The organism is Aeromonas sp. QDB56, from assembly GCF_027705505.1.
In the GTDB taxonomy this organism is placed as follows: Bacteria; Pseudomonadota; Gammaproteobacteria; order Enterobacterales; family Aeromonadaceae; genus Aeromonas; species Aeromonas caviae.
On record NZ_JAPDBZ010000005.1, the window covers coordinates 45,934 to 67,389 of the forward strand.

The following is a 21,456-nucleotide window of genomic DNA, read 5'->3' on the forward strand; positions in this document are numbered from 1 at the left end:
TTCTATGTCGTGAGGCCGGTGCATGCAACAAGGCTGGTGGCCTGCGGCATGGGGCCCTGGGTATCTCTTGAAAAGCAGCAGGCGGCTTGCGCCGCCTGTGTTCAGTTTTTCTGTCGGCTCACCCTGAGCACGTTGGGCATGACCCGGATCTTGCGCATGATGTTGGCGAGGTGGATCCGGCTCTTGGTGGTGATGAGCAGGGTGACCACATAGACCCGGCCATCCTTCTCCTCGGTGCTGATGGCGTGGATGTTGGCGCCGGTGGCGGCAATCACGTTGGCCAGCTCCGCCAGGGCGCCCTGGTGGTTGACGATCTCGATGCTGATGCCGGTGCGGAATTCCTGCTCCTGCTCCTTGTCCACCTCCCACTGCACCGGCAGGTATTTGTCCGGTTCGCGGCTGTAGCCCTTGATGTTGCGGCAGGACTCCTGGTGGATCACCAGTCCCTTGCCCGGGCTGATGTGGGCAATGATGGCGTCCCCCGGGATGGGGCGGCAGCAGTTGGCGAAGGTGACCAGCATGCCGTCGGCCCCCTTGATCGGCATCTTCTTGCTGGTGGATTTGGGCTGCTCTTCCAGCGGCAGTTCATCTCCCAGCATGCGGCGTGCCACCATGACGCTCATGGCGTTGCCAAGGCCCACGTCGGCCAGCAGCCCCTGCAGGTTCTCGTGTTTGGTATCGGCCAGCACCTGCTTGACGCGGGCTTCCGGGATGTCTTCGATGTTCTTGGCGCCGAGGGCATGGTTGAGCAGGCGGCGGCCCAGCACCACGGACTCTTCGGTGCGCAGGTTCTTGAGGAACTGACGTATCTTGGAGCGCGCCTTGGTGGTCACCACGAAGTTGAGCCAGGCCGCGTTCGGGCGGGCGCCGGGGGCCGTGATGATCTCCACCGTCTGACCGGAGTGCAGCGGGCTGCTCAGCGGATAGGGGTGGCGGTCGACCCGGGAACCGACGCAGGCATGACCGATGTCTGTGTGCACCGTGTAGGCGAAGTCCACCGGGGTGGCGCCGGCGGGCAGCTCCATGATGCGGCCCTCCGGTGTGAAGACATAGATCTCGTCGGGGAAGAGGTCGGTCTTGACTCCCTCGATGAACTCGAAGGAGCTGCCGGCGCTCTGTTGCAGCTCCAGCAGGCTCTGCATCCAGCGCTGGGCGCGGATCTGGGCCGTGGTGCCCGAGCTGTCCCCATCCTGCTTGTAGGCCCAGTGGGCGGCGACGCCCTTGTCGGCCATCTGGTCCATGAACTCGGTGCGGATCTGCACCTCCACCGGTACCCCGTGGGGGCCCACCAGGGAGGTGTGCAGGGACTGGTAGCCGTTGGTCTTGGGGATGGCGATGTAGTCCTTGAAGCGACCGGGGCGCGGCTTGTAGAGGCTGTGCATCTGCCCAAGCACCCGGTAGCAGGTGTCTATGTCTTTCACTCTCACTCTGAAAGCATAGATATCCATCACTTCGTGGAATTGCAGTTCTTTCTTCTCCATCTTGTTGTAGATGGAGAACAGGTTCTTCTCGCGTCCACTTACCTGGGCATCGATACCGGCTTCCCGCAGACGCCCCTCAATCTCGCTCTGGATGGAGTCGATGATCTCGCGCCGGTTGCCACGGGCGCGGCGCACCGATTCCCGCAGTACCCGGGAGCGCATGGGGTAGAGCGCCTCGAAACCGAGCTCTTCCAGCTCGTTCTTCATGGTGTGAATACCGAGGCGGTTGGCGATGGGGGCGAAAATCTCGAGGGTTTCCCGGGCGATGCGGCGGCGCTTGTCCGGTCGCAAGGAGCCGAGGGTACGCATGTTGTGAGTGCGGTCGGCCAGCTTGATGAGGATGACCCGGATGTCCTGGGTCATGGCCATCATCATCTTGCGGAAGTTCTCGACCTGCGCTTCCTTGCGATCGCGGAACTTCAGCTTGTCGAGCTTGGAGACACCGGAGACCAGCTCGGCGACGGCGTTGCCAAACTGCTCGGCAAGATCGTCCTTGGTGACAGGGGTATCTTCGATGACGTCGTGCAGCACGGCAGCCATCAGGGTCTCGTGATCGAGGCGCATGTCGCCCAGGATGCGGGCCACGGCAACGGGATGAGTGATGTAGGGTTCACCACTGGAACGCATCTGTCCCTGGTGAGCATCGCGGGCTACCACATAGGCTTGCCTGAGCTTCTCAACCTGCTCGGGTGGCAGGTAGGAACTGGCTATTTCTTTAAGATTTTCAAATAAATACAAGACAGTCCCCGCAGCGGTTAAACGGCAATCCGTGAAATTGAGGGTATGCCCTCGAGTTTGCGAGGTTTTCGAGCGGTTGTAAATGGGGAGAACAGCCGGCACCCGGGCGGGCGCCGACTATGGGAAGCGACTGACTTAGCCGCGACCTTCTGCGATGGCAGCAACGGCAGCCAGCTCGGCGGCTTCCTGCTCTTGCTGCTCGTAGCGGTCCTGAGTATCCATCACCTGGTTGTTGACCAGACCCAGTTCGATCTCGCGCAGGGCGATCACGGTCGGCTTGTCGTTCTCTTCGTCGACCAGGGGATCCTTGCCTTGTACCGCGATTTGACGAGCGCGGCGCGCGGCGACCAGCACCAGGTCAAAACGGTTACCTACCTGTTTTACAGCATCTTCTACAGTAACGCGGGCCATGCGGGACTCCAGTGTTTGGGCTTTCTGTGATTGAAAAAGCAGTGTTTAAAAATGACGCAAAAGTTTACTTGTTTTTGGCTTACTCTGCCAGTAGCTGTTTCAGCAAGTTTTGCTGGGCCTGCTGTTGCTGACGCATTTCCAGGCGCTGGCACTCGATGACGGCCCTGAGTTGGAACAGTGCCAGCTCAAAGTCTTCATTGATGATGACATAGTCATACTCGTCATAGTGCACCATTTCGGCAATGGCTTTCTCCATCCGGCCCTTGATCACCTCGGCGCTGTCCTGGCCGCGGCCGATCAGGCGGCGCTCCAGCTCCTCGCGGCTGGGAGGCAGGATGAAGATGGACTTGGTCGGCATCTGTTCGCGGATCTGGCGGGCGCCCTGCCAGTCGATGTCGAGGAAGACGTCGATGCTCTGCGCCAGGCAGGCCTCGATGGCGGCGCGGGAAGTGCCGTAGTAGTTGCCGAAGACTTCTGCCCACTCGAGAAAGTCACCGCGCTCGATCAGCGCCTTGAACTCTTCCACCTTGACGAAGTGGTAGTGCACCCCGTGCTCTTCACCGGGACGGGTGGCGCGCGTGGTGTGGGAGACCGAGAGTTGCATCTTGCCGGCGGCGTTGTGCTGGGTCAGCAAGGCATTGAGCAGGCTGGACTTACCGGCCCCGCTCGGGGAAGAGATGATATAGAGAGTGCCTTGTTGCGCCATGTCTGTACCTTTAAGCGATGATCCGCGCTTTGGTTGTAGCAGAGGCCGCCGTCTTGTGCCCGATAAGGGAGACGGTTGCTCGCAATGCGCGGAGGAATCAGAGTCAGGAGGATGTAAAGGCGGCGAATCTTAGCAGATGGGGGCGGATAAAAAAACGGCCGGAATCATATTCCAGCCGATCAAAATATCCGTAGCTTGCTGTGCGGGCGTTGCCCGCATAGAGGGCCATTCTGCCCACGGAGCCGGGGCCGGGCCATCAGATTATCCCTGCGCCAGGGCTCGGAATTTCCGAGTTGCCCTGGGTCGGTAGAAGATGCTTGTCGGTACAGAGGCGGTCGAAGGCGGCGATGACCCGCTCGCGGCTTATCTTGGCCATGGCGTCCGGATCCTTGAGGCGGGTGCGCCAGCCGAGCTCGGCCAGCGGCTTGCCGGTCTCCTGCTCAATCAGTTCCTGATAGACGCTGACCAGATAATCCCGGCACAGATAGGGGCCGGTACGCTCCGGGTTGTGGTGGGCGTAGAGGCCGATCACGGGTGTCCCCACCAGGGTGGCCATGTGGGCAGGGCCGGTATCCGGGGCCAGCACCAGGCTCGCCTCGCCAATCAGCGCCAGCAATTGCTTGAGGCTGGTCTGCCCCACCAAATCTGCCGGCTTGCTCTGGCTGAGGCGCTGGATCTCGGCGGCGAGATCCCGCTCCAGCCTGGCCGGTCCGCCGCACAGATAGACCTGAAAGCCCTTGTCTGCGGCGTGATCCGCCAGCGCGGCGTAGCCGGCGGCAGTCCAATTCTTGAATGCCTTGCTGGCAGCGGCGCAGATGAGCAGGGTCGGTTTGCCGCCGATCGTCTCCCGGGCCCAGGTCTGGTGCTCGGCGCTGATGGGCAGTTGCCAGTCCGGGGTCAGATCTTTTATCCCGAGCTCTTTGGCGAAGGCGAGAAAGCCGTCCAGCACGTGGGGGGAGGCGGGTGAGGGGACCCGATGGTTGGTGAACAACCACTGACCGTCGCTGGCGCGCTCCCGATCAAACCCGAGTTTGACCTTGGCCTTGATGCCGAGGGTGGCGATGCTGGCGCGCATGGCGGCCTGCAGGTGGAGCAGGGCATCGAACCTGCGCCCCTTGAGGGTCTGCCAGAGATCGCGATAGCCGCGCCACCCCTTGCTCTTGTCGAAGGGAATGACCTCGACCCCCGGCAGATCGGCGAACAGGGTCGCCTCAATCTTGCCGGTGATCCAGGTGATGCGGGTCTGGGGCCACTCCCGCTGGATGACGCGCACCAGCGCCAGCGCGTGGCAGCAATCTCCGATGGCGGAGAGCCGCAGGATGCAGATGGAGGAGGGCGGCGTTTGGAACAGCGGCATGATGTGGCGCAACGATGGCAAAATGGATGGATGGCATTATGCAAACTCCCCTGTGGATTGTAAAATTGCGCCGGTTGCCCGACCGGCACGGCTTTCTGAATGGATGCCCTGCCCCCACTATCGACCGGAATTCTCATCATGCTGACACACACCACCCACAACCAGGTCTGCTGGTATGCCGACGGAGTCTTCCGCGATCCTTCCCCTGCCTTGTTCGATCCTGTCTGGTGGCAGACCCATCGCCAGGTGGTGGGCTCTTCCATCGGCCGCGGGGTGACCTGGTTCGTGAAGGATGAGTCCCGTCACTTGGTGCTGCGTCACTACTACCGTGGCGGCATGGTGGGCAAGCTGGTGCGTGACCGGTTCTGGTTTGAAGGGGTGGAGAGCAGCCGGGCCATGGCTGAATATCGTCTGCTGGCGACCCTGAGTGAACAGGGGCTGCCGGTGCCGCGCCCCTTTGCGGCCCGCATGGTCAAGCAGGGGCCCTTCTATCGGGCCGACATCCTGATCGAGCGCATTCGCGGCGCCAAGGATCTGGTGGCCCTGCTCAAGCAGGGGCCGATCGCCGGTGAGGTGTGGCACAAGATAGGCAAAACGGTGCGCCAGTTGCACGATGCAGGGGTCTATCATGCGGATCTCAACAGCCACAACCTGCTGCTCGACAAGGAGGGCAAGGTGTGGGTGATCGACTTCGACAAAGGAGCCATCCGCTCCCCCGGCAACTGGCAGCAGGCCAACCTGGAGCGGTTGCTGCGCTCCTTCAACAAGGAGTCGCAACTGCACACCAGCTTCCACTTCGTGCCGGAGAACTGGCAGGCCCTGATGGCAGGCTATCAGGGCAAGGTGGCGTGACGTCGGGTTCCACTTCGTAGCTGGAGGCTGGCAGGCCCTGATGGCGGACCACCGGGGGCGAGAGGTGCGAGGCCAGCGATGCTGGCGCGGTTGCTCGGCGCCAGCACCAATGTTACTTATTGAGTGTGATTGCTTGGACAGATATTCAGATCCGGTTTCGAGGCGCGTGATGGAAAGGTATGAGACTCCCGGGGTTGAGGTCACCACTCCCCTTGAGGTGACGCTGATGGCACAGGCCATGGCGATGTTGGAGGCCGGGATCTGGACCTGGTCGGCCGGGCAGGGTCTGAGGCGGGACCCTTCCTGTCTGCAACTGCTGGGTCTGGAGGGGGGCGAGTTGGGGGATCTCGGCTGGCTGGATCGGGTACATCCGGATGATGCTCCCCGTCTGGCAGAGGCCCTGGAGGCCTGCCAGCATGGGCGCAGTAACGGGCTTCGACTCGAGTACCGCATCCTGCACCATCAGGGCCATTACATCCGGCTGGAGGAGCGGGTCCGTCGCGACGAAGGGGGTCAACTGCTGGGGGTGGTTCGCCATCTGGATGCCGCCATGGCGCCCCTGGAGGATCGCCACGACACGGATCCCCTCACCGGCCTCGAGAGCCGCAGCCACTTCGAGCTGTTGCTGGATGAACGGCTGGCCAGCGAAAGCGGCAGTTTCTGTCTGCTGCAGTTCAGCGTGGATCACCGCAGCAAGATCCTGCAGTTGTTCGGGGAGGCGGCCTGCGACGCCATGCTGGCCAAGCTGGCCCGCATCGTGCGCCGCGAGCTGCGCCGGGAAGATCCCTTCGCCCGTTGGGACGAAGACGGCTTCATCCTGATGCTCTCCCAGACCGATCGGCTGAGTGGCCTGGAGATTGCCGAGCGGCTGCGTCTCGAGATCGCCGACGCCAGCCTGCTGCCCCAGCGTCCGGTGACCGTGAGCATCGGCCTGGTGCAGAGCCAGAGTGCCGAGCAGCTCGATCACCTGCTGGCCCGGTTGGCCTCCTGCCACGGTCAGGCGAAGCGGGAACACAACGCCGTGGTCGGCTGACGGCCAGTCACTGTCCGCGTACCCATTGACGCCGATGGACCCATCAGCGTCAATGGTTTTCAGTCAGCGCTCACTGACCTGCTGACGCTGGCAGACCCAGAGAGAAGCCAGCATCAGCAGGGCGCCCAGACCGAGCCTGAGCAGGTCGGTATCCTTTCCCCAGAGCACCAGATTGACCAGCAGACCCGCGGGGATCAAGGCGTTGTTCATGATGGCCAGCACGCCGCTGCTGACCAGGGTCGCCCCCTTGTTCCACAGGAAGTAGCCGAGCCCGGATGCCCCGACCCCCAGCCAGAAGAGGATGCCCCATTGCAGGGAGCTGGCGGGATATTGAGGTTTGCCCAGCAGCCACCAGGCGGGCAGGGCGATCACCAGGGCGCCCAGATAGAAGCAGCCGAACACCGCCAGCTGGGGCGGCTGCTCAGCCTCCCGGGCCAGCAGCACCTTGTAGCCTACCTGGCCCAGAGCGAAGCAGACGTTGGCGCCCTGCACCACCAGGAATCCCAGTACATAGTTTTCGGTCAGGCCGTCGAAACGGATGACGGCCGCCCCCAGCACCGCCAGCAGGGCCCCCCACAGATAGACAGGCTTGAAGCGCCCTTCCAGCAGGTCGTGGATCAGGGTGACATAGATGGGGGTGAAGATGGTGAACACCAGCACTTCCGGTACCGTCAAGAGCAAGAAGGAGTGGTAGTAGAAGAGATACATGATGCCGAGCTGGATGGCACCGAGGGCCATCAGCTTGGCCACCAGATCGGGGCGCAGCCAGCGACGGCGCAGGAAGGGCAGAAACACCAGGCTGGCGAGCACGATGCGGGTCAGTACCGAGAAGTAGGCATCCACCTGACCGGCAAGGTAGACCCCGATCAGGCTGAAGGAGAAGGACCAGAGCAGGGTAACCCCTATCAAGTAGTTCATGTGATTGAATTGTCGTCAGTTGTCAATTTGGAGGGCGCTATGATGGCCGAGTTGGAAGGCGCGATCCAGCGTTTATGGGAAGGGTTGTCACAGATCGGAGCATTTGCCTTCGAGGCGAGCAACGGGGTCGGATCCGCCACCGACTGGTGCGGTCGCGGGGAGGGTGCCGTGGTGGTGACCGATCACCATGGGGGGTGGCTGTATGCCGAGACGGGTCGCTACACCACGCCCCATGGCCGGGAGCTGACCATGCACAACCGCTTCTGGTGGCAGCGCACCGCACGGGGGATCATGCTCTCCCACCTGCGCTACGAGCAGCCGGTGATGCTGTTCGAGCTGTTGCCCCGGGGGGACGGGCACTGGGTCACGGCCGAGCCTCACCTGTGCGGGCAGGATCACTACAGCGCCGAGCTGACCGAAACCGGCGAGGGTTTCCTGCTCGCCTGGCAGATAACGGGGCCGCGCAAGAACGAGCGGTTGAGTTATCGCTACGGACCAGAGGCGCAGAGATAAAAAAACCGGCGCAGGGCGCCGGTAGAGGGGACAAATCGGAGGTTTTGTTAAAACGGTCCCAAAAACAGGAGAGATACACTCTCGTCACACACGCAGAGAGGGTCTTCAGGCATTCAGTGCATAGTTCAGCATGGCTTGCAGCTTGCTGTCGAAGAACCAGGGCAGCAGCACCATCAGCAGACCCAGCACCCCGGCCAGCCGGTGGCGATACTGCCAGCCGGCTATCAGTACCAGACCGCCGCAGAGGGTGGTCAGGATGCCTGACATAGGGCAGCCTCCCGCTGTTGGCGGCGCTGCTGTGCCCACTGGTTGAGGGCGACCGAACCCAGGATCAGGGCCAGCGCCACGCCCGTGGTGGACTGGATCTGCTCGCCGAGGAACAGGGCTCCCAGCATGACGCCGAACAGCGGCACCAGGTAGTTGCTGAAGGAGGCGAAGGTCGGGCCCGCCTTCTGGATCAGCGCCATGTAGAGGAAGTAGACCAGGCCGGTACAGAAGATCCCCAGCATGGCGACGGCGCCCATGGCCTGCTGGCTCGGCAGGGTGAGGGTGCTCAGGTCGGCCACGAAGGGCGCGGCCAGCAGCAGCTGGATGGCCGAGGAGATCAGGATGTTGCGGGCCACGACCACAGGATGGTCCTTGGCGAAGCGCTTGATCATCAGCAGGCCGATGGCGAAGCAGCTGGCACCGAACAGGATGGCCATGGCACCGAGCAGGCCGGCATTCATGCCGCTGGTCAGCTTGGGCCAGAACAGTACCAGCACGCCGACGAAGCCGATGATCACGGAGACGAGGCCGCCCTTGGTGATTCTTTCACCAGAAATAAACAAGGGAGCCGCCAGAATGGTCACAAAGGGGATACAACCCATGACCACGGCCGCGATGGCGCTGTCCACATACTGTTGTCCCCAGGCCACCATGATGAAGGGGATGGTGGCGTCGAGCAGGGCGATCAGCATATAGGTTCGCCAGGGTGTGTGTTCACTCTTGAGGCGCATGAACAGGCAGAGCAGACCCAGGGTCAGGCTGCCGCACAGGGCGCGTCCGGCGGCCACCATGATGGGGGGCAGTTCAGCCACGGCCTGGTGCATGAAAATGAACTGGGAGCCCCACAACAGGCCGATCGCCAGCAACAACAGATAGCTACGCATTTGAATCTCCGATGTAATTCGCCTGCGCATTCTATGCAATCTGCTACTATGCCAAAAATGAATTGTCGTCATTCAACTATGGCCAATATCGATGGAACTGCCCCTCTCCCGCCTCGACCTCAACTTGCTCACCGTGTTCGACATGCTGATGCAGGAGCGCAACGTCACCCGTGCCGCCGAACGGCTGCACCTCTCCCAGTCCACCGTCAGCCATGCGCTGGGGCGGCTGCGAACGGCGCTTGACGACCCCCTGTTCGTGATGAGTCGGCGCGAGATGATGCCGACCGAACGGGCCAAGGCGCTGGCGAGCCCGGTGCGCCAGGCGCTGGCCATGCTGGAGCAGGGGCTGCGTCAGGCCAAGGGATTCGACCCGGCAAGTGCCCGGCGGATCTTTCGCATCGCCACCCCGGGCTCGGTGGAGCACGGCCTGGTGCCGGTGCTGGTGGAGTGGATGGTGCAGCAGGCTCCCCATTGCCGACTGGAAGTGTGCGAGCTGGCGGACAGCGACTACGAGCGGGAGCTGGAGAAGGGGGAACTGGATCTGGTGATCGGGTTTGCCGGTGCCAACCATCTCTCGCCCCGGTTGTGGCGCGAGGAGTGGTTCAGCAATCCGCTGGTCTGTTTGTCGCCCCTCGGCAGCGCTCTGCCCGACATGCTGGGGCCGGGAGAACTGGTCAGCCGCCCCCATATCCACACGTCCAGCTGGGGCCACAGCCAGGCCATGGTGGATCTCTGGCTGGCCCGTTTCGGGGTAGAGCGGGAGCTGGGGGTCAGGCTGCCGAGCTTTATGGCGGTACCGCCGCTGATGGCGACCGGCCGCTACCTGGTGGTGGTGCCCGAGATGATCGGGCGCCACTTCTGTCGCCACTATCCGTTGCGCCTGCACCAGCTGGAACCCGCCATCCCCATCGTCTACCTGATGGCGGGCCACCCGCTCAGTGCCCATGACGAGGCGATCGGTTGGTTCAAGGGGTTGTTGCACCGGCTGGCGAGGGAGCGCTACGGCGCGGATGCGCTCGGCCATCCCGCGCCGCAGGGGGCAGATCACGCCAATCCGGAGAAGTAGTCCAGCCCCATCGCACCCTTCACCTCGGCCAGCACCTCGTCGGTGAGGGCCCGGGCCTGCTCGGTGCCCTGCTGCAACAGGCGCAGCAGCTGGCGCTTGTCGGCGATGGCTGCCTCGCGCCGCTCCCGCATCGGAGCGAGCAGGGTCTGCAGGCAGTCGTTGAGTACCTGCTTGCAGCGCATGTCCCCCAGACCACGCGCTGGTAATGGGCCTTCATCTCGGCCACCAGTGCCTTGTCGGGGTGGAAGGCATCCAGATAGGCGAACACCGTATTGCCCTCCACCTGACCCGGATCGCTCACCTTGAGGTGATTGGGGTCGGTATACATGGCGAACACCGCCTGCTTGATCTCGCCGCTCGACATGCCGAGTTCGATGGTGTTGCCAAGGGACTTTGACATCTTGGCCTTGCCGTCGATGCCGGGCAGGCGGCCGGTGTCGCTCAGGATGGGCTGGCACTCGGTCAGCACCTCTTTGCCCACCAGGGTGTTGAAGCGGCGCACTATCTCGTTGGTCTGCTCCAGCATGGGCAGCTGATCCTCGCCCACCGGCACGTGAGTGGCACGAAAGGCGGTGATGTCGGCGGCCTGGCTGACCGGATAGACGAGGAAGCCGGCGGGCAGGCTGCGCTCGAACCCTTTCTGCTGGATTTCGGCCTTGACGGTGGGGTTGCGCTCCAGCCGTGCGACGCTGACCAGGTTGAGGTAGTAGGTCGTGAGTTCGGCGAGGGCGGGCAGGGCGCTCTGCAGGCAGAAGGTGGTCTTGGCCGGGTCGAGGCCGGCGGCCAGGTAGTCGGCCATTACCTCCAGCACGTGATCGGTCACCTTGGCCGGGTTGTGGCCGTTGTCGGTCAGCGCCTGCAGATCGGCGATCATGACGAACTGGCGGTAATGGTGCTGGGCGGCCACGCGCTGGAGCAGGGAGCCGACGTAGTGGCCGATGTGCAGTTTGCCGGTGGGGCGGTCGCCGGTCAGGATCACGGGGTTGTGCATGTCACTCTCTCCAGTTGGGTGAGCCGGGAGGCGACAAAGGGATGAAAACAATGACCGCCTCTCGGCGGTCACGGTGTTTTCTTTGGGAAATTTTACATAGAAAAGCAGTGCCGCCTGTTTAGAAGCAGCACCACCAGTAGTTGTGATTGAATGAGGTCATATTCATGGCAAATCACACTACGCCTGTTCGATCACTTCTGCAAGGGCACGACCAGCATGTCGCAGGGCACGGTATTCATCAGCTGGCGTGCGCTCGAGGTGAGCAGGCTCCAGAAGCTCTGGCGATGGCCGCACACCAGCAGGTCGATCTGGTAGTCCTTGACCGCCTGGTTGACCCGCTCGCTCAGATCGCCGCAGATCACCAATTTCTTCTCGATGGGGTAGTCCACCGAGGCGAGGAAGGCTTCCAGCTTCTCCTTCGCTTCGGCGATCACCTGGTCCTGCACGTTGTCGATGTCGATGTCGATCATCTCGGTGTAGAGATCCTTGAGGTCCACATCCACATGGATCACCGACAGCTTGGCGCCGTTGGAGCGGGCCCGGTCGACCGCCTTCTCGATCACCTTGCGGTTGTCTTCCGACAGGTCGATCGCGGCCAGTACGTGTTTGTAATAGGTTCCATTCATGGGAGTTCTCCTCACTGATCCTGGGTCCACTATACCAATGTCTGCTGAAACTAAAACGGCATCGTCGCCACAGTTTCAGGATTTGCCTGACCCCGAACCGGAAGGCGTAGAGGTGCAGGTGGCCGGGGAGTGCATATTTTGAACAGGAGTTTGACGCCGGTCACAGGCGTGCTATTGCCCTCGGGAAGGTGGGGGAATAGGATGTGCCCGTGCTTCGCAATGAACACAAAACAACAAAAAGCATCTGAATACCGCTTTGGGGAGCCTCGTGCTCCCTTTTGTTTTTCTGCCCTCTTCCAGTCCATATCCCGTCCGACATCAAGGTAATCCCGCCCCCCTTGGTTATGCTGTAGCCAGTTCCCTTGGCAAAACGGCCAGGGCCCCTCACCTGCAACCGGGTGACGCTGTCATGGCCGTTTCTCATGCCCCACCGATGCACCGGAGAGTCCTTCATGATCATTCATCCCCAGATCCAGGGTTGTGTTGCCCGCAATTGCCACCCCATGGGTTGTCGCGCCGCCGTGCTGCAACAGATCGAACAGGTGCGGGCGGCGGGGCCGTTCAACGGGCCGAAACGGGTGCTGGTGCTGGGGGCATCGTCCGGTTTCGGGCTGGCGTCCCGGATCGCGCTCACCTTCGGCGCCGGGGCCGATACCCTGGGCGTCTCGTTCGAGCGGGGTCCCTCCGACAAGGGGCTCGGCAGTGCCGGCTGGTACAACAACATCTGGTTTCGTCAGGCGGCGGAGCAAGCCGGTCGCATCGCCGTCAACCTGATCGGAGATGCCTTCTCCGACACCATGCGCCAGCAGGCCATCGACGTCATCCGCCAGCAGCTCGGGCAGGTGGATCTGGTGGTCTATTCACTGGCGAGCGGAGTCAGGGTGATGCCGGATGGCACACAGGTACGCTCGGTGCTCAAGACCACAGGCCAGCCGCTGCAAGGCTGGGGGCTGGATCTGGAGCACGATGCGCTGGTGCAGCAGTCGCTGGTGCCAGCCACCCCGGAGGAGATCCGCGACACGGTCACCGTGATGGGGGGAGAGGACTGGCAGCGCTGGATGCAGGCATTGCAGCAGGCGGATTGCCTGGCCCCCGGCGCCCGGACCGTTGCCTACTCCTATATCGGCCCCGAGTCCACCTATCCCCTCTATCGGGACGGCACCATCGGCTATGCCAAGGAGCACCTGCACGCCACCGCCGAGACCATCAACCTGCAACTTGCCGGGATTGGCGGTCATGCCTGGGTGTCGGTTTGCAAGGCGCTGGTGACCAAGGCGAGCGTGTTTATTCCGGTGCTGCCTGTCTATCTGGGCCTGTTGATGGGGGTGATGAAGGAGCGTGGTGTCCACGAGGGCTGCATCGAGCAGATGCAGCGGCTGTTTGCCGACAAGATGTACGGGCCCAGAGGAGTCGTCGCCGATGGCAACCGGCTGATCCGGATGGATGACCACGAGCTTGAGCCAGCGGTGCAGGCCGCCGTCTCGGCGCTCTGGCCCAAGGTGACGCCGGAGAACTTCCGCACCCTGGGGGATTTTGCCGGGTTGCGCCAGGAGTTCATGCAGCTCAACGGCTTCGAGCTGCCGGGGGTGGATTACGGTGCGCCGGTGAACGTGGCGTCACTCACTGAGCTGGCGCCCTGACACCCGCACGAGGGGCCATCAGGCGACGTTGCAGGCCAGTTCAGGGGAAAGGTGGGGAGACTGGGCCAGCACGGTCTGGTTGCGCCCCTGGCGCTTCGCCTGATACATGGCCATGTCGGCCCGATGGATGAGCTGGCTCAGGCTGTCATCCTGCGTCGAGCGTTCCGCCACCCCGATGCTGATGGTCATGTGGGGGGCGGCCAGGTAGGCGATCCGGCTTCTCAGCTGCTCCGCCAGCCGCCAGCAGGTGGCCCCGTCCTGGGTCATGGCCACCAGAAATTCTTCCCCGCCCCAGCGCCCGATCAACTGCTGGTCCGGCGCCCAGCTCTTGAGCTCCCTGGCCAACTGCCGGATAGCCTGATCCCCCGCCTGGTGACCATGCTTGTCGTTGATCTGCTTGAAGTGATCGATGTCGATGATGAGCAGGGTCAGGGGCGTTTCGTGCAGCCACTGCTGACCCAGTCTCTCCAGCAGGGCGCGCCGGTTGGGCAGCCCGGTCAGCTGATCGAAGGTGGCGAGCTTGTAGAGGTGGCGCGAGCTGCGGTGGAGCCTGCGGGTGGTGAGCCCGAGCAGGATCAGGGCGACGGCCAGCAGCACCAGCAGCAGCAATTGGTAGTAGCGGGCACTCTGCTGGTAGAGCAGTTGCTGGCGCTTGTTCTCGTTCTCCTGCTGCAGCGCGCGATTGCTGGCCTCGCTGCGAGCCAGATCCATCTCGACCTGGAAGGCGGCCGCGTGCTGGCTCAGGGTCTGGTTGAAGTGCTGCTTGTAGTACTGCATGTAGCGGGTCATGGCCCCGTAGGCCTCGGGGTAGCGGCCCAGATCGGCCAGCAACCTGGCCTGCATCGCCCGACCATCCATGGAGAGAGGGGCGGTGTGCTCCATCAGCAGTTGCAGGGCCAGCTGCTTCTCGCCACGACCCAGCAGGGTTCTTGCCCTGATCTCGGTCAGACGGGAGGCCGCCTGCGGGCTATCCAGCCTGTTATAGATGGCTTGTGCCTCCTCCAGGCTGCGCCAGGCGGCGTGCCAGTCCGCCCGTGCGTTGAACACCATGGCCTGGTAGCCGAGGACGATGGCACGATAGTGGGGTGACAGGCTCGGCGTGGCCAGCAGGGTATCGAGCAACTGGCTGGCCCTGGCAGGCTGACCCATGTCGATGTAGAGCCTGGCCATGTTGGCCCGGATGATGGCCTGGCTGTTGGGTTCGTTGAGCTGCACCATCTGGCCGAGGGCATCCTGATAATAGGTCTCGGCCTCACGGTAGAGATTGAGGTCCGCATAGAGGTTGCCGAGGGTCATCAGCAGACGGCCGCACTGCAAGGTGGAGAGGATGGAACCCGGCTCTTTCTGCTTGAGGTGATAGGCGGTCTTGAGCTCGAGGATCGCCTCTTTCATCTGCTGGGTACGGTAGAGGGCGAGCCCGTTGAGGGCATGCCACTCCGAGACTTGCCTGGGGTGATGCCGGACTGCTGGCCAGAGCTGGGTTAGCAGATCGAGCGCCTGATCCGGCGTATCGGCATCCAGGGTCAGGGCAATCTGCTGCAACCGGAAGTCGAGCAGGTGAAGGGTCTCCTGCTGGGCATTGGCCAGACCGCGGGCGCGGGCATTGTCGCGCTGTGCCTGTGAATAGCGGCCAAGGGCTGCCTGGGCCAGGGACTTGGCGTAGAACAGTTCCATATCCTGCTGGGGACTGGCGTCGAGGCGCTGCAGATAGCCGACGGGATCGCGCGCCGCCTGCAATTCAGCCTCTTTCAGCAAGGAGGGAGCTGCCTGCAACTGGGTCATCCAGAGCAGCGCCAGTGCCATTATGAATCTCATTGAATCCTTTCCCCGACCAATGGCGCCATCATAATGGCTGATGTCACCTACACCATGTTTCTTTGCTTCTCTATAACCGTATGGGGGAGAGGATGAGGTGAAAAGTCGTCGCAACTGCGGGGTGCGTCGGTTGTCTCTGGTTGCGTCAGGATGCAACAGTGGCGACAATCGTGGGCAAATCACAGTGGAGAATCATCATGTTGGCCAAAGCCATGATCGAGAAGTTGAACGAGCAGATTAATCTTGAATTCTATTCCTCCAACCTCTACCTGCAGATGAGCGCCTGGTGCGAGGACAAGGGCTTCGAGGGGGCCGCCACCTTCCTGCGTCAGCATGCGGTCGAGGAGCGCCAGCACATGGAGCGCCTGTTCACCTACGTGAGCGAGACCGGCGCCATGCCGGTGCTGGGGGCCATCGAAGCGCCTCCCCACGAATTCAAGTCCCTGGGTGACATCTTCCGCACCACCCTGGAGCACGAGTATCACATCACCAAGTGCATCAACGGTCTGGCCCACGTCGCCTTCACCACCCAGGATTACTCCACCTTCAACTTCCTGCAGTGGTACGTGGCCGAGCAGCACGAAGAGGAGAAGCTGTTCAAGAGCATCGTCGACCGTCTGAGCCTGGTGGGCGAGGATGGCAAGGGCCTCTATTTCATCGACAAGGAGCTGGCCGAGCTGGCCAAGGGCGCCCCGGCCAGCATCATGGACGGCAACGCCTGATAGTCGTGGACACTTAGTGTTCAGTCAGTACAATGACGGCCCCTTGTAAAGGGGCCGTTTTCTATTTGCAGGTGTCCTTGTACCGCTGTGCTGGTGTCTGCCGGGTACAATGACGGTCCTTTAAGGTAAAGGGGCCGTTTTTCTTTTGATGGGTGAGTGACGATGAAACAGGTGGATGTGGTGGTGATCGGTGCCGGGGCGGCCGGATTGATGTGTGCGGCCCAGGCTGGCTACCGGGGTCGCTCCGTGCTGGTGCTCGACAACGCCAAGAAGCCGGGCCGCAAGATCCTCATCAGCGGCGGCGGTCGCTGCAACTTCACCAATCATCAGGCGGGTCCCCATGCCTTCCTTTCGGCCAACCCCCACTTCTGCAAATCGGCGCTGGCGCGCTATACCCAGCAGGATTTCATCGATCTGGTGGACAGGCATGGCCTGAACTACCACGAGAAGACGCTGGGCCAGCTCTTCTGCGACGACAGCGCCAAGGATATCGTCGACATCCTGCTGACCGAGTGCGACTGGGCTGGCGTGACCCTGCAGTTCCAGACCGAGATCCTCACCGTCAGCAAGACAGATGAAGGCTTCGTGCTCGACACCAGCAAGGGGGAGATCGCCTGCTCGTCGCTGGTGGTCGCCACCGGCGGCCTCTCCATGCCGAAACTCGGTGCTACCCCTTATGGCTTCAAGCTGGCGGAGCAGTTCGGCCTCACCGTGCTGCCGACTCGCGCCGGGCTGGTGCCCTTTACCCTGCATCAGGCCGACAAGGAGGCCTTCGCCGATCTGGCGGGGGTCAGCCTGCCGGTGGCGGTGACCGCCGAGGACGGCACCCGCTTCAAGGAGGCCATGCTGTTCACCCATCGCGGCCTCTCCGGCCCCGCCATCCTGCAGATCTCCTCTTTTTGGCTGGCGGGGGAGAAGATTCACATCAACCTGCTGCCGGATCTCGACATTCCAGAGACCCTCAAGACCTGGGCCCAGGCCCATCCTGCCCAGGAGCTGAAAACCGTGCTGGGGCGCGAGCTGCCCAAGCGCTTCGTCGACAAGCTGGTGGAGCTGGGATGGCTGGTGAGCAAGCCGATGCGCCAGTACAACGAACGGGAGCTGGAGGCGGTGGCCACCCTGCTGGGGGATTGGCAGATCCTGCCCAACGGCACCGAAGGGTATCGCACCGCCGAAGTGACCCTGGGGGGAGTGGATACCAACGAGCTCTCCTCCAAGACCATGGAGGCGCGCACCGTGCCCGGCCTCTACTTCATCGGCGAAGTGGTCGATGTGACCGGCTGGCTCGGTGGTTACAACTTCCAGTGGGCCTGGTCGTCGGGCTGGGTGGCAGGCCAGTACTGCTGAGGGATGCCGCATCCTTGCTGTGAATAGTCCCGTCAGCGGCCTCTCGGGTGACAACTTCCAGTGGGCCCGGTCGTCGGGCTGGGGGAGAGGCCGTACTGCTGACAAAGAGGCTCAGCGGATGAGTCCGAGCGGATCGGGCCGTGTCAGGCGGCCCGAGTGATGGAACCAGACGCGGCCTGCTCAGGCCGCGTTTTTTATGGTCGGTCGCTGGCTGCCGCTTGGCCTCTAGCCTCTCCTGATATTGGGCAGGAAGGCGGTCAGCAGGCCAATAAGGGGCAGATAGGCGCAGACCTGATAGACGGTTTCGATGCTGGTGGCATCGGCCAATTTGCCCAGCAGGGCGGCCCCTATCCCTCCCATGCCGAAGGCGAAGCCGAAGAAGAGGCCGGAAATGGTGCCGACCTTGCCGGGTACCAGATCCTGGGCGTAGACCAGGATGGCGGAGAAGGCCGACGCCAGGATGAAGCCGATGACGATCGACAGCACCGAGGTCCAGAACAGGTCGACGTGGGGCAGCAGCAGGGTGAAGGGAGCGACGCCGAGGATGGAGATCCAGATCACCCGCTTGCGACCGATGCGATCGCCGAGCGGCCCGCCGAGCACTGTCCCCGCCGCGACGGCAAACAGGAAGGCGAACAGATAGAGCTGGGCGCTCTCCAGCGACAGGTGGAACTTGTCCATCAGGTAGAAGGTGTAATAGCTGCTCAGGCTGGCCATGTAGAAGAACTTGGAGAACATCAGCAGACCGAGGATGGCCAGTGACCAGCCAATCTGGCGGCGGCTCAGGCCGGTGCCGGCATGGGCCTTCATCCGCCGATGGAAGCTGGCGGCATGGTGGCTGGACCAGCGGCCGACGAAGCTGAGCAGGATGACCCCGATGAGTGCGAACAACGAGAACCAGGCCGCACTGCCCTGTCCCTTCGGCACGATGATGAGCGCCGCGAGCAGGGGGCCGATGGCCGATCCCAGATTGCCGCCGATCTGGAACAGAGACTGGGCCAGACCAGGCTGGTTGCCGGCCGCCATGCGGGCGACCCGGGAGGATTCCGGGTGGAAGACGGAGGAGCCCATGCCGATCAGCATGGCCGACAACAGCACGGCGCCAAAGCTGCCTGCCTGCGACAGGTAGAGCAGCCCCACCAGAGTGAAGCCCATGCCCAGAGGCAGGGAGTAGGGCATGGGTCTGCGGTCGGTATAGAGGCCGATCAGGGGTTGCAGCAGCGAGGCCGTGAACTGGTAGGTGAGGGTGATGAGACCTATCTGGGTGAACGACAGATCGAGCCCCAGCTTCAGGAGGGGATAGATGGCCAGCAGTACCGACTGCATCATGTCGTTCAACAGGTGCGAGAAGCTGATGGCGGCGATCACCGGATAAGCGGTGGTAGTCGGGTTGTCCACCGCGGGCGGGGCGGTGATCGGGGTGTCGGTACTCAAGGTCTTGTCCATGGCTGGGGTATCACTCCCTCTACCATGCCCTATCCCGGCGCATCTGGACATAACCAAAGTGGGCGAACGCCCGGATTGCGTTCGCGTGGCGCGCAGGCCGTTCATGCTGACGGCGTGTGGATGGCTGGTCAGATCTTGTGCTTGGCGCAGGGCGGATTAGTATAGAAGGCCTGCCGCCGTTATCCGGCCCATCACCCGCCATGGAGGGAACATGTTCGAAAGCCTGGGTGTCATCAACGTCTGGACCTATCTGGTCGGTCTCTTCTTCATCATCATCGCCCCGGGCCCGAACTCCCTCTACGTGCTGCGAACCGGTGCCGTGCGCGGCATAGGCCCGGGTTATCGCGCCGCTCTCGGCGTCTTCGTCGGCGATGCCATTCTCATTTTCTGCGCCTATCTGGGGATCGCGTCCCTCATTCGCACCACCCCATTGCTCTTTACCCTGGTGCGCTATCTGGGCGCCATCTACCTGCTTTATCTGGGGGTGAAGATCCTGCACGCGAACTTCATCGCCAAAAAGGCGGGACCGGCGTCCGAGATGGATCCCGGTGAGCGCTATTTTACCAAGGCCCTCACCCTGAGCCTCACCAATCCCAAGGCGATCCTGTTCTACGTCTCTTTCTTCGTGCAGTTCATCGACTTCAGCTATGCCCACACCTGGATCTCCTACCTGGTGCTGGCTGGCATGCTGGAAGCGATGAGCTTCGTCTACCTGACCCTGCTGATCTTCGGCGGTACCCTGATGGCCCGCTTTTTCCGTCAGCGCCAGACGGCGGCCCGTCTTGGCAACGGCCTTATCGGCCTCTTCTTCATGGGGTTTGCGGCCAGGCTGGCGACGCTCTCCTCCTGACCCTGGGGATTGCTGACCGTCCCGTGTCGGGCACCTAGTCTGGCCAGCAATCCTTGCCCACGGGGATGAAGCGGGACTGGTAGACGATGAGCTTCTGGTTGCCCGGTTGATTGATCCCGGGATTGTGGTAGGTCTCCCCGGGCAGCAGGTACTTGCTGTCCGCCTCGCTGTCCGCCTGCTGGCAGCCCCGTTTCACCATGAACTCGAAATAGGTGTTGCCGGTATTGGTGATGGCGCTCTGTACCGGGTCCAGCTGGTATGCAAAACGTGACTGACGCGGGCGCACCACCAGGATGGACTGCAGGGCCAGTTTCACCTCGACGGTTCCCCGGTGCTGCGTCTGGCTGCCTTCATCCACCTGGGCTGCCGGTGACTCGGTGAAGGTGATGCGGTAGTAACGCTCATGGTCATCGGCGGGCCCCTTGTAGTAGAACTTGACGTTCTGGGCATGTCTGGCGTGCAGGGTGAAGCGCCTGGGGGCAAACAGCAGCTCACCGGGGACGGTGGGCAGTGTCCTGCCTCTGGCCGTGGGGTCGCTGATTTTTTCCATCTGTATGTCGTACAGCTTGGGTGAAGCACTGTTGTTGGTCAGGGTTCTGGTAATGAACTCCTGCTCTGGCGCCATGGCAAGAGTCATGGCGCCGATGTCGAGGGCGGCGGCCTGTGAGGCCAGCAAGCCGCCCAGCAAGGGCCAAAGTAGACGATGCATGTTGTACTCCATGGTCAGCGCCAGGTCCCCTTGATGGTGATGGTGCCGCTTTGTTCCACCTCGCCTTCCCACATCTCGTCGCCCATGGTGCGCTGCACCATGGGATCGGTCAGGTCGAATTCCAGCGCCAGCTTGTAAAACCGGGTGATGCCCTGGCCGTTGACGGGATCATTCCACTCCTGTGGTGGTTGATTGTCCTGTATTCCGAGGGTGCGAATATCCACCGGTGTGCGATCGCAGCGAATGGCGTGCCGTGAACCCGCTCCATGAGCCACCGAATCGAATACCAGCCTGGTAGGGATGGGGACGGCCTGTTCAGGTGCGAAGGTGCCTGCCGGATAGAAAGTGCAATATCCCCGATAAGGCGACCCCCTGTCCTGTGAAATAGAAATTTCCAGCATATCGGCACTGATGGGGCCGCTATCAGAGATATTGTATGAGAAGCTCAGAATGTCTTTTCCGACCTGCCCCTCCCTGTAAGGATTGCTGACGCCCTCCGAAGACAAGATGGATACGCTGAAGTCCCGTGGCTTTATATGAATTTCGGTTGTGCCGCTGAATTCATAGTATCCACTCTCGGGAGCATATCCATTCTTCATATTGAAGTTGATCAGACTGCGAGTCAGTTGATCTTGCAGTCCCAGCCTTACAACTTGTTTGAAGAAATTGCTGGACAAGGGAAGGTGCGAACAAGTCCCTGATATGAGATCATGTTTGTCATCTGGAGCCATGGAACAGGGTTCATCATGAGTCATCAACTTACCTTCGCCGACAGTGAATTCAGCAGTAAGCGCCGTCAGACCAGAAAAGAGATTTTCTTGTCCCGCATGGAGCAGATTCTGCCATGGCAAAACATGGTGGAAGTCATCGAGCCGTTTTACCCCAAGGCTGGTAATGGCCGGCGACCTTATCCGCTGGAAACCATGCTACGCATTCACTGCATGCAGCATTGGTACAACCTGAGCGATGGCGCGATGGAAGATGCTCTGTACGAAATCGCCTCCATCCGTCTGTTTGCCCGGTTATCCCTGGATAGCGCCTTGCCGGACCGCACCACCATCATGAATTTCCGCCACCTGCTGGA

The 21,456-nt window shown here is 62.1% G+C and carries 21 protein-coding genes and 1 pseudogene; 9 read left to right on the top strand and 13 right to left on the bottom strand.

What is annotated here, in order from left to right:
• Positions 1–101 precede the first annotated feature (101 nt).
• The 4 genes from spoT to OKB81_RS01620 form a co-directional block, all read right to left on the bottom strand.
• The gene (gene spoT, locus OKB81_RS01605; protein WP_053287968.1) at positions 102–2,219 is read right to left on the bottom strand and encodes a bifunctional GTP diphosphokinase/guanosine-3',5'-bis pyrophosphate 3'-pyrophosphohydrolase; all 2,118 of its coding nucleotides are present in this window, start codon (positions 2,217–2,219) and stop codon (positions 102–104) included.
• 135 nt (positions 2,220–2,354) lie between these two features.
• A complete protein-coding gene (gene rpoZ, locus OKB81_RS01610; RefSeq protein WP_005307060.1) occupies positions 2,355–2,630 on the bottom strand; it encodes a DNA-directed RNA polymerase subunit omega in 276 nt (91 codons plus the stop codon).
• A 79-nt stretch (positions 2,631–2,709) separates the two neighbouring features.
• Positions 2,710–3,336, bottom strand: a complete 627-nt coding sequence (gene gmk / locus OKB81_RS01615; RefSeq protein ID WP_053287969.1) for a guanylate kinase — start codon at positions 3,334–3,336, stop codon at positions 2,710–2,712.
• 256 nt (positions 3,337–3,592) lie between these two features.
• Positions 3,593–4,693: a glycosyltransferase family 9 protein gene (locus tag OKB81_RS01620; RefSeq protein WP_053288182.1), complete on the bottom strand. Its 1,101-nt coding sequence runs from the start codon at positions 4,691–4,693 to the stop codon at positions 3,593–3,595.
• Between the two features lie 138 nt (positions 4,694–4,831).
• On the opposite strand from OKB81_RS01620, the gene OKB81_RS01625 reads away from it, so the two are divergent.
• Positions 4,832–5,545, top strand: coding sequence for a 3-deoxy-D-manno-octulosonic acid kinase (locus OKB81_RS01625; protein WP_010672321.1), 714 nt, complete (start codon positions 4,832–4,834; stop codon positions 5,543–5,545).
• Between the two features lie 169 nt (positions 5,546–5,714).
• Positions 5,715–6,578 carry a GGDEF domain-containing protein gene (locus tag OKB81_RS01630; RefSeq protein WP_053287970.1) on the top strand — a complete coding sequence of 288 codons (864 nt, stop codon included), beginning with the start codon at positions 5,715–5,717 and terminating at the stop codon, positions 6,576–6,578.
• Positions 6,579–6,641: 63 nt separating this feature from the next.
• Here the strand turns inward: OKB81_RS01630 and OKB81_RS01635 are convergent, their stop codons facing one another.
• Complete coding sequence (locus OKB81_RS01635; protein ID WP_053287971.1) at positions 6,642–7,496, bottom strand: carboxylate/amino acid/amine transporter; 855 nt, start codon at positions 7,494–7,496, stop codon at positions 6,642–6,644.
• Between the two features lie 42 nt (positions 7,497–7,538).
• On the opposite strand from OKB81_RS01635, the gene OKB81_RS01640 reads away from it, so the two are divergent.
• Positions 7,539–8,009 (top strand): DUF6314 family protein, encoded by a 471-nt coding sequence (locus OKB81_RS01640; protein WP_039040696.1) that lies wholly within the window; start codon positions 7,539–7,541, stop codon positions 8,007–8,009.
• Positions 8,010–8,114: 105 nt separating this feature from the next.
• Here the strand turns inward: OKB81_RS01640 and OKB81_RS01645 are convergent, their stop codons facing one another.
• Both OKB81_RS01645 and OKB81_RS01650 read right to left on the bottom strand, forming a co-directional pair.
• Positions 8,115–8,276, bottom strand: coding sequence for a hypothetical protein (locus tag OKB81_RS01645; RefSeq protein ID WP_010672325.1), 162 nt, complete (start codon positions 8,274–8,276; stop codon positions 8,115–8,117).
• Positions 8,261–9,160, bottom strand: a complete 900-nt coding sequence (locus OKB81_RS01650) for a DMT family transporter (protein ID WP_042882104.1) — start codon at positions 9,158–9,160, stop codon at positions 8,261–8,263. The genes OKB81_RS01645 and OKB81_RS01650 overlap by 16 nt, the downstream gene beginning before the upstream one ends.
• Positions 9,161–9,251: 91 nt before the next feature.
• On the opposite strand from OKB81_RS01650, the gene OKB81_RS01655 reads away from it, so the two are divergent.
• Positions 9,252–10,226, top strand: a complete 975-nt coding sequence (locus OKB81_RS01655) for a LysR family transcriptional regulator (protein WP_039040672.1) — start codon at positions 9,252–9,254, stop codon at positions 10,224–10,226.
• Here OKB81_RS01655 and trpS read toward each other — a convergent pair.
• Positions 10,205–11,217, bottom strand: a pseudogene (trpS, locus tag OKB81_RS01660) (tryptophan--tRNA ligase). The gene OKB81_RS01655 and the pseudogene trpS sit on opposite strands and share 22 nt — an antisense overlap.
• A gap of 191 nt (positions 11,218–11,408) precedes the next feature.
• Positions 11,409–11,843 (bottom strand): universal stress protein, encoded by a 435-nt coding sequence (locus tag OKB81_RS01665; protein WP_010672329.1) that lies wholly within the window; start codon positions 11,841–11,843, stop codon positions 11,409–11,411.
• 452 nt (positions 11,844–12,295) lie between these two features.
• Between OKB81_RS01665 and fabV the strand changes: the two genes are divergently transcribed.
• Positions 12,296–13,483 carry an enoyl-ACP reductase FabV gene (fabV, locus tag OKB81_RS01670; RefSeq protein ID WP_048209408.1) on the top strand — a complete coding sequence of 396 codons (1,188 nt, stop codon included), beginning with the start codon at positions 12,296–12,298 and terminating at the stop codon, positions 13,481–13,483.
• A gap of 18 nt (positions 13,484–13,501) precedes the next feature.
• Here the strand turns inward: fabV and OKB81_RS01675 are convergent, their stop codons facing one another.
• Positions 13,502–15,286: a diguanylate cyclase domain-containing protein gene (locus OKB81_RS01675; RefSeq protein ID WP_333563076.1), complete on the bottom strand. Its 1,785-nt coding sequence runs from the start codon at positions 15,284–15,286 to the stop codon at positions 13,502–13,504.
• 209 nt (positions 15,287–15,495) lie between these two features.
• On the opposite strand from OKB81_RS01675, the gene ftnA reads away from it, so the two are divergent.
• Both ftnA and OKB81_RS01685 read left to right on the top strand, forming a co-directional pair.
• The gene (ftnA, locus tag OKB81_RS01680; protein WP_010672333.1) at positions 15,496–16,020 is read left to right on the top strand and encodes a non-heme ferritin; all 525 of its coding nucleotides are present in this window, start codon (positions 15,496–15,498) and stop codon (positions 16,018–16,020) included.
• A 162-nt stretch (positions 16,021–16,182) separates the two neighbouring features.
• Positions 16,183–17,367, top strand: coding sequence for an NAD(P)/FAD-dependent oxidoreductase (locus tag OKB81_RS01685; RefSeq protein WP_053287975.1), 1,185 nt, complete (start codon positions 16,183–16,185; stop codon positions 17,365–17,367).
• 225 nt (positions 17,368–17,592) lie between these two features.
• Here OKB81_RS01685 and OKB81_RS01690 read toward each other — a convergent pair whose 3' ends face one another.
• Positions 17,593–18,813 (bottom strand): MFS transporter, encoded by a 1,221-nt coding sequence (locus OKB81_RS01690; protein ID WP_053287976.1) that lies wholly within the window; start codon positions 18,811–18,813, stop codon positions 17,593–17,595.
• 211 nt (positions 18,814–19,024) lie between these two features.
• On the opposite strand from OKB81_RS01690, the gene leuE reads away from it, so the two are divergent.
• Positions 19,025–19,663 carry a leucine efflux protein LeuE gene (gene leuE / locus OKB81_RS01695; protein ID WP_010672336.1) on the top strand — a complete coding sequence of 213 codons (639 nt, stop codon included), beginning with the start codon at positions 19,025–19,027 and terminating at the stop codon, positions 19,661–19,663.
• Between the two features lie 34 nt (positions 19,664–19,697).
• Here leuE and OKB81_RS01700 read toward each other — a convergent pair whose 3' ends face one another.
• Positions 19,698–20,372 carry a fimbria/pilus periplasmic chaperone gene (locus OKB81_RS01700; protein WP_233759738.1) on the bottom strand — a complete coding sequence of 225 codons (675 nt, stop codon included), beginning with the start codon at positions 20,370–20,372 and terminating at the stop codon, positions 19,698–19,700.
• A gap of 14 nt (positions 20,373–20,386) precedes the next feature.
• On the bottom strand, positions 20,387–21,127 hold the full coding sequence (locus tag OKB81_RS01705) for a hypothetical protein (protein WP_234716508.1): 741 nt from the start codon (positions 21,125–21,127) through the stop codon (positions 20,387–20,389).
• Between OKB81_RS01705 and OKB81_RS01710 the strand changes: the two genes are divergently transcribed.
• A partial coding sequence (locus OKB81_RS01710; RefSeq protein ID WP_270805112.1) for a transposase occupies positions 21,119–21,456 on the top strand: 338 nt, incomplete at its 3' end. The genes OKB81_RS01705 and OKB81_RS01710 overlap by 9 nt on opposite strands.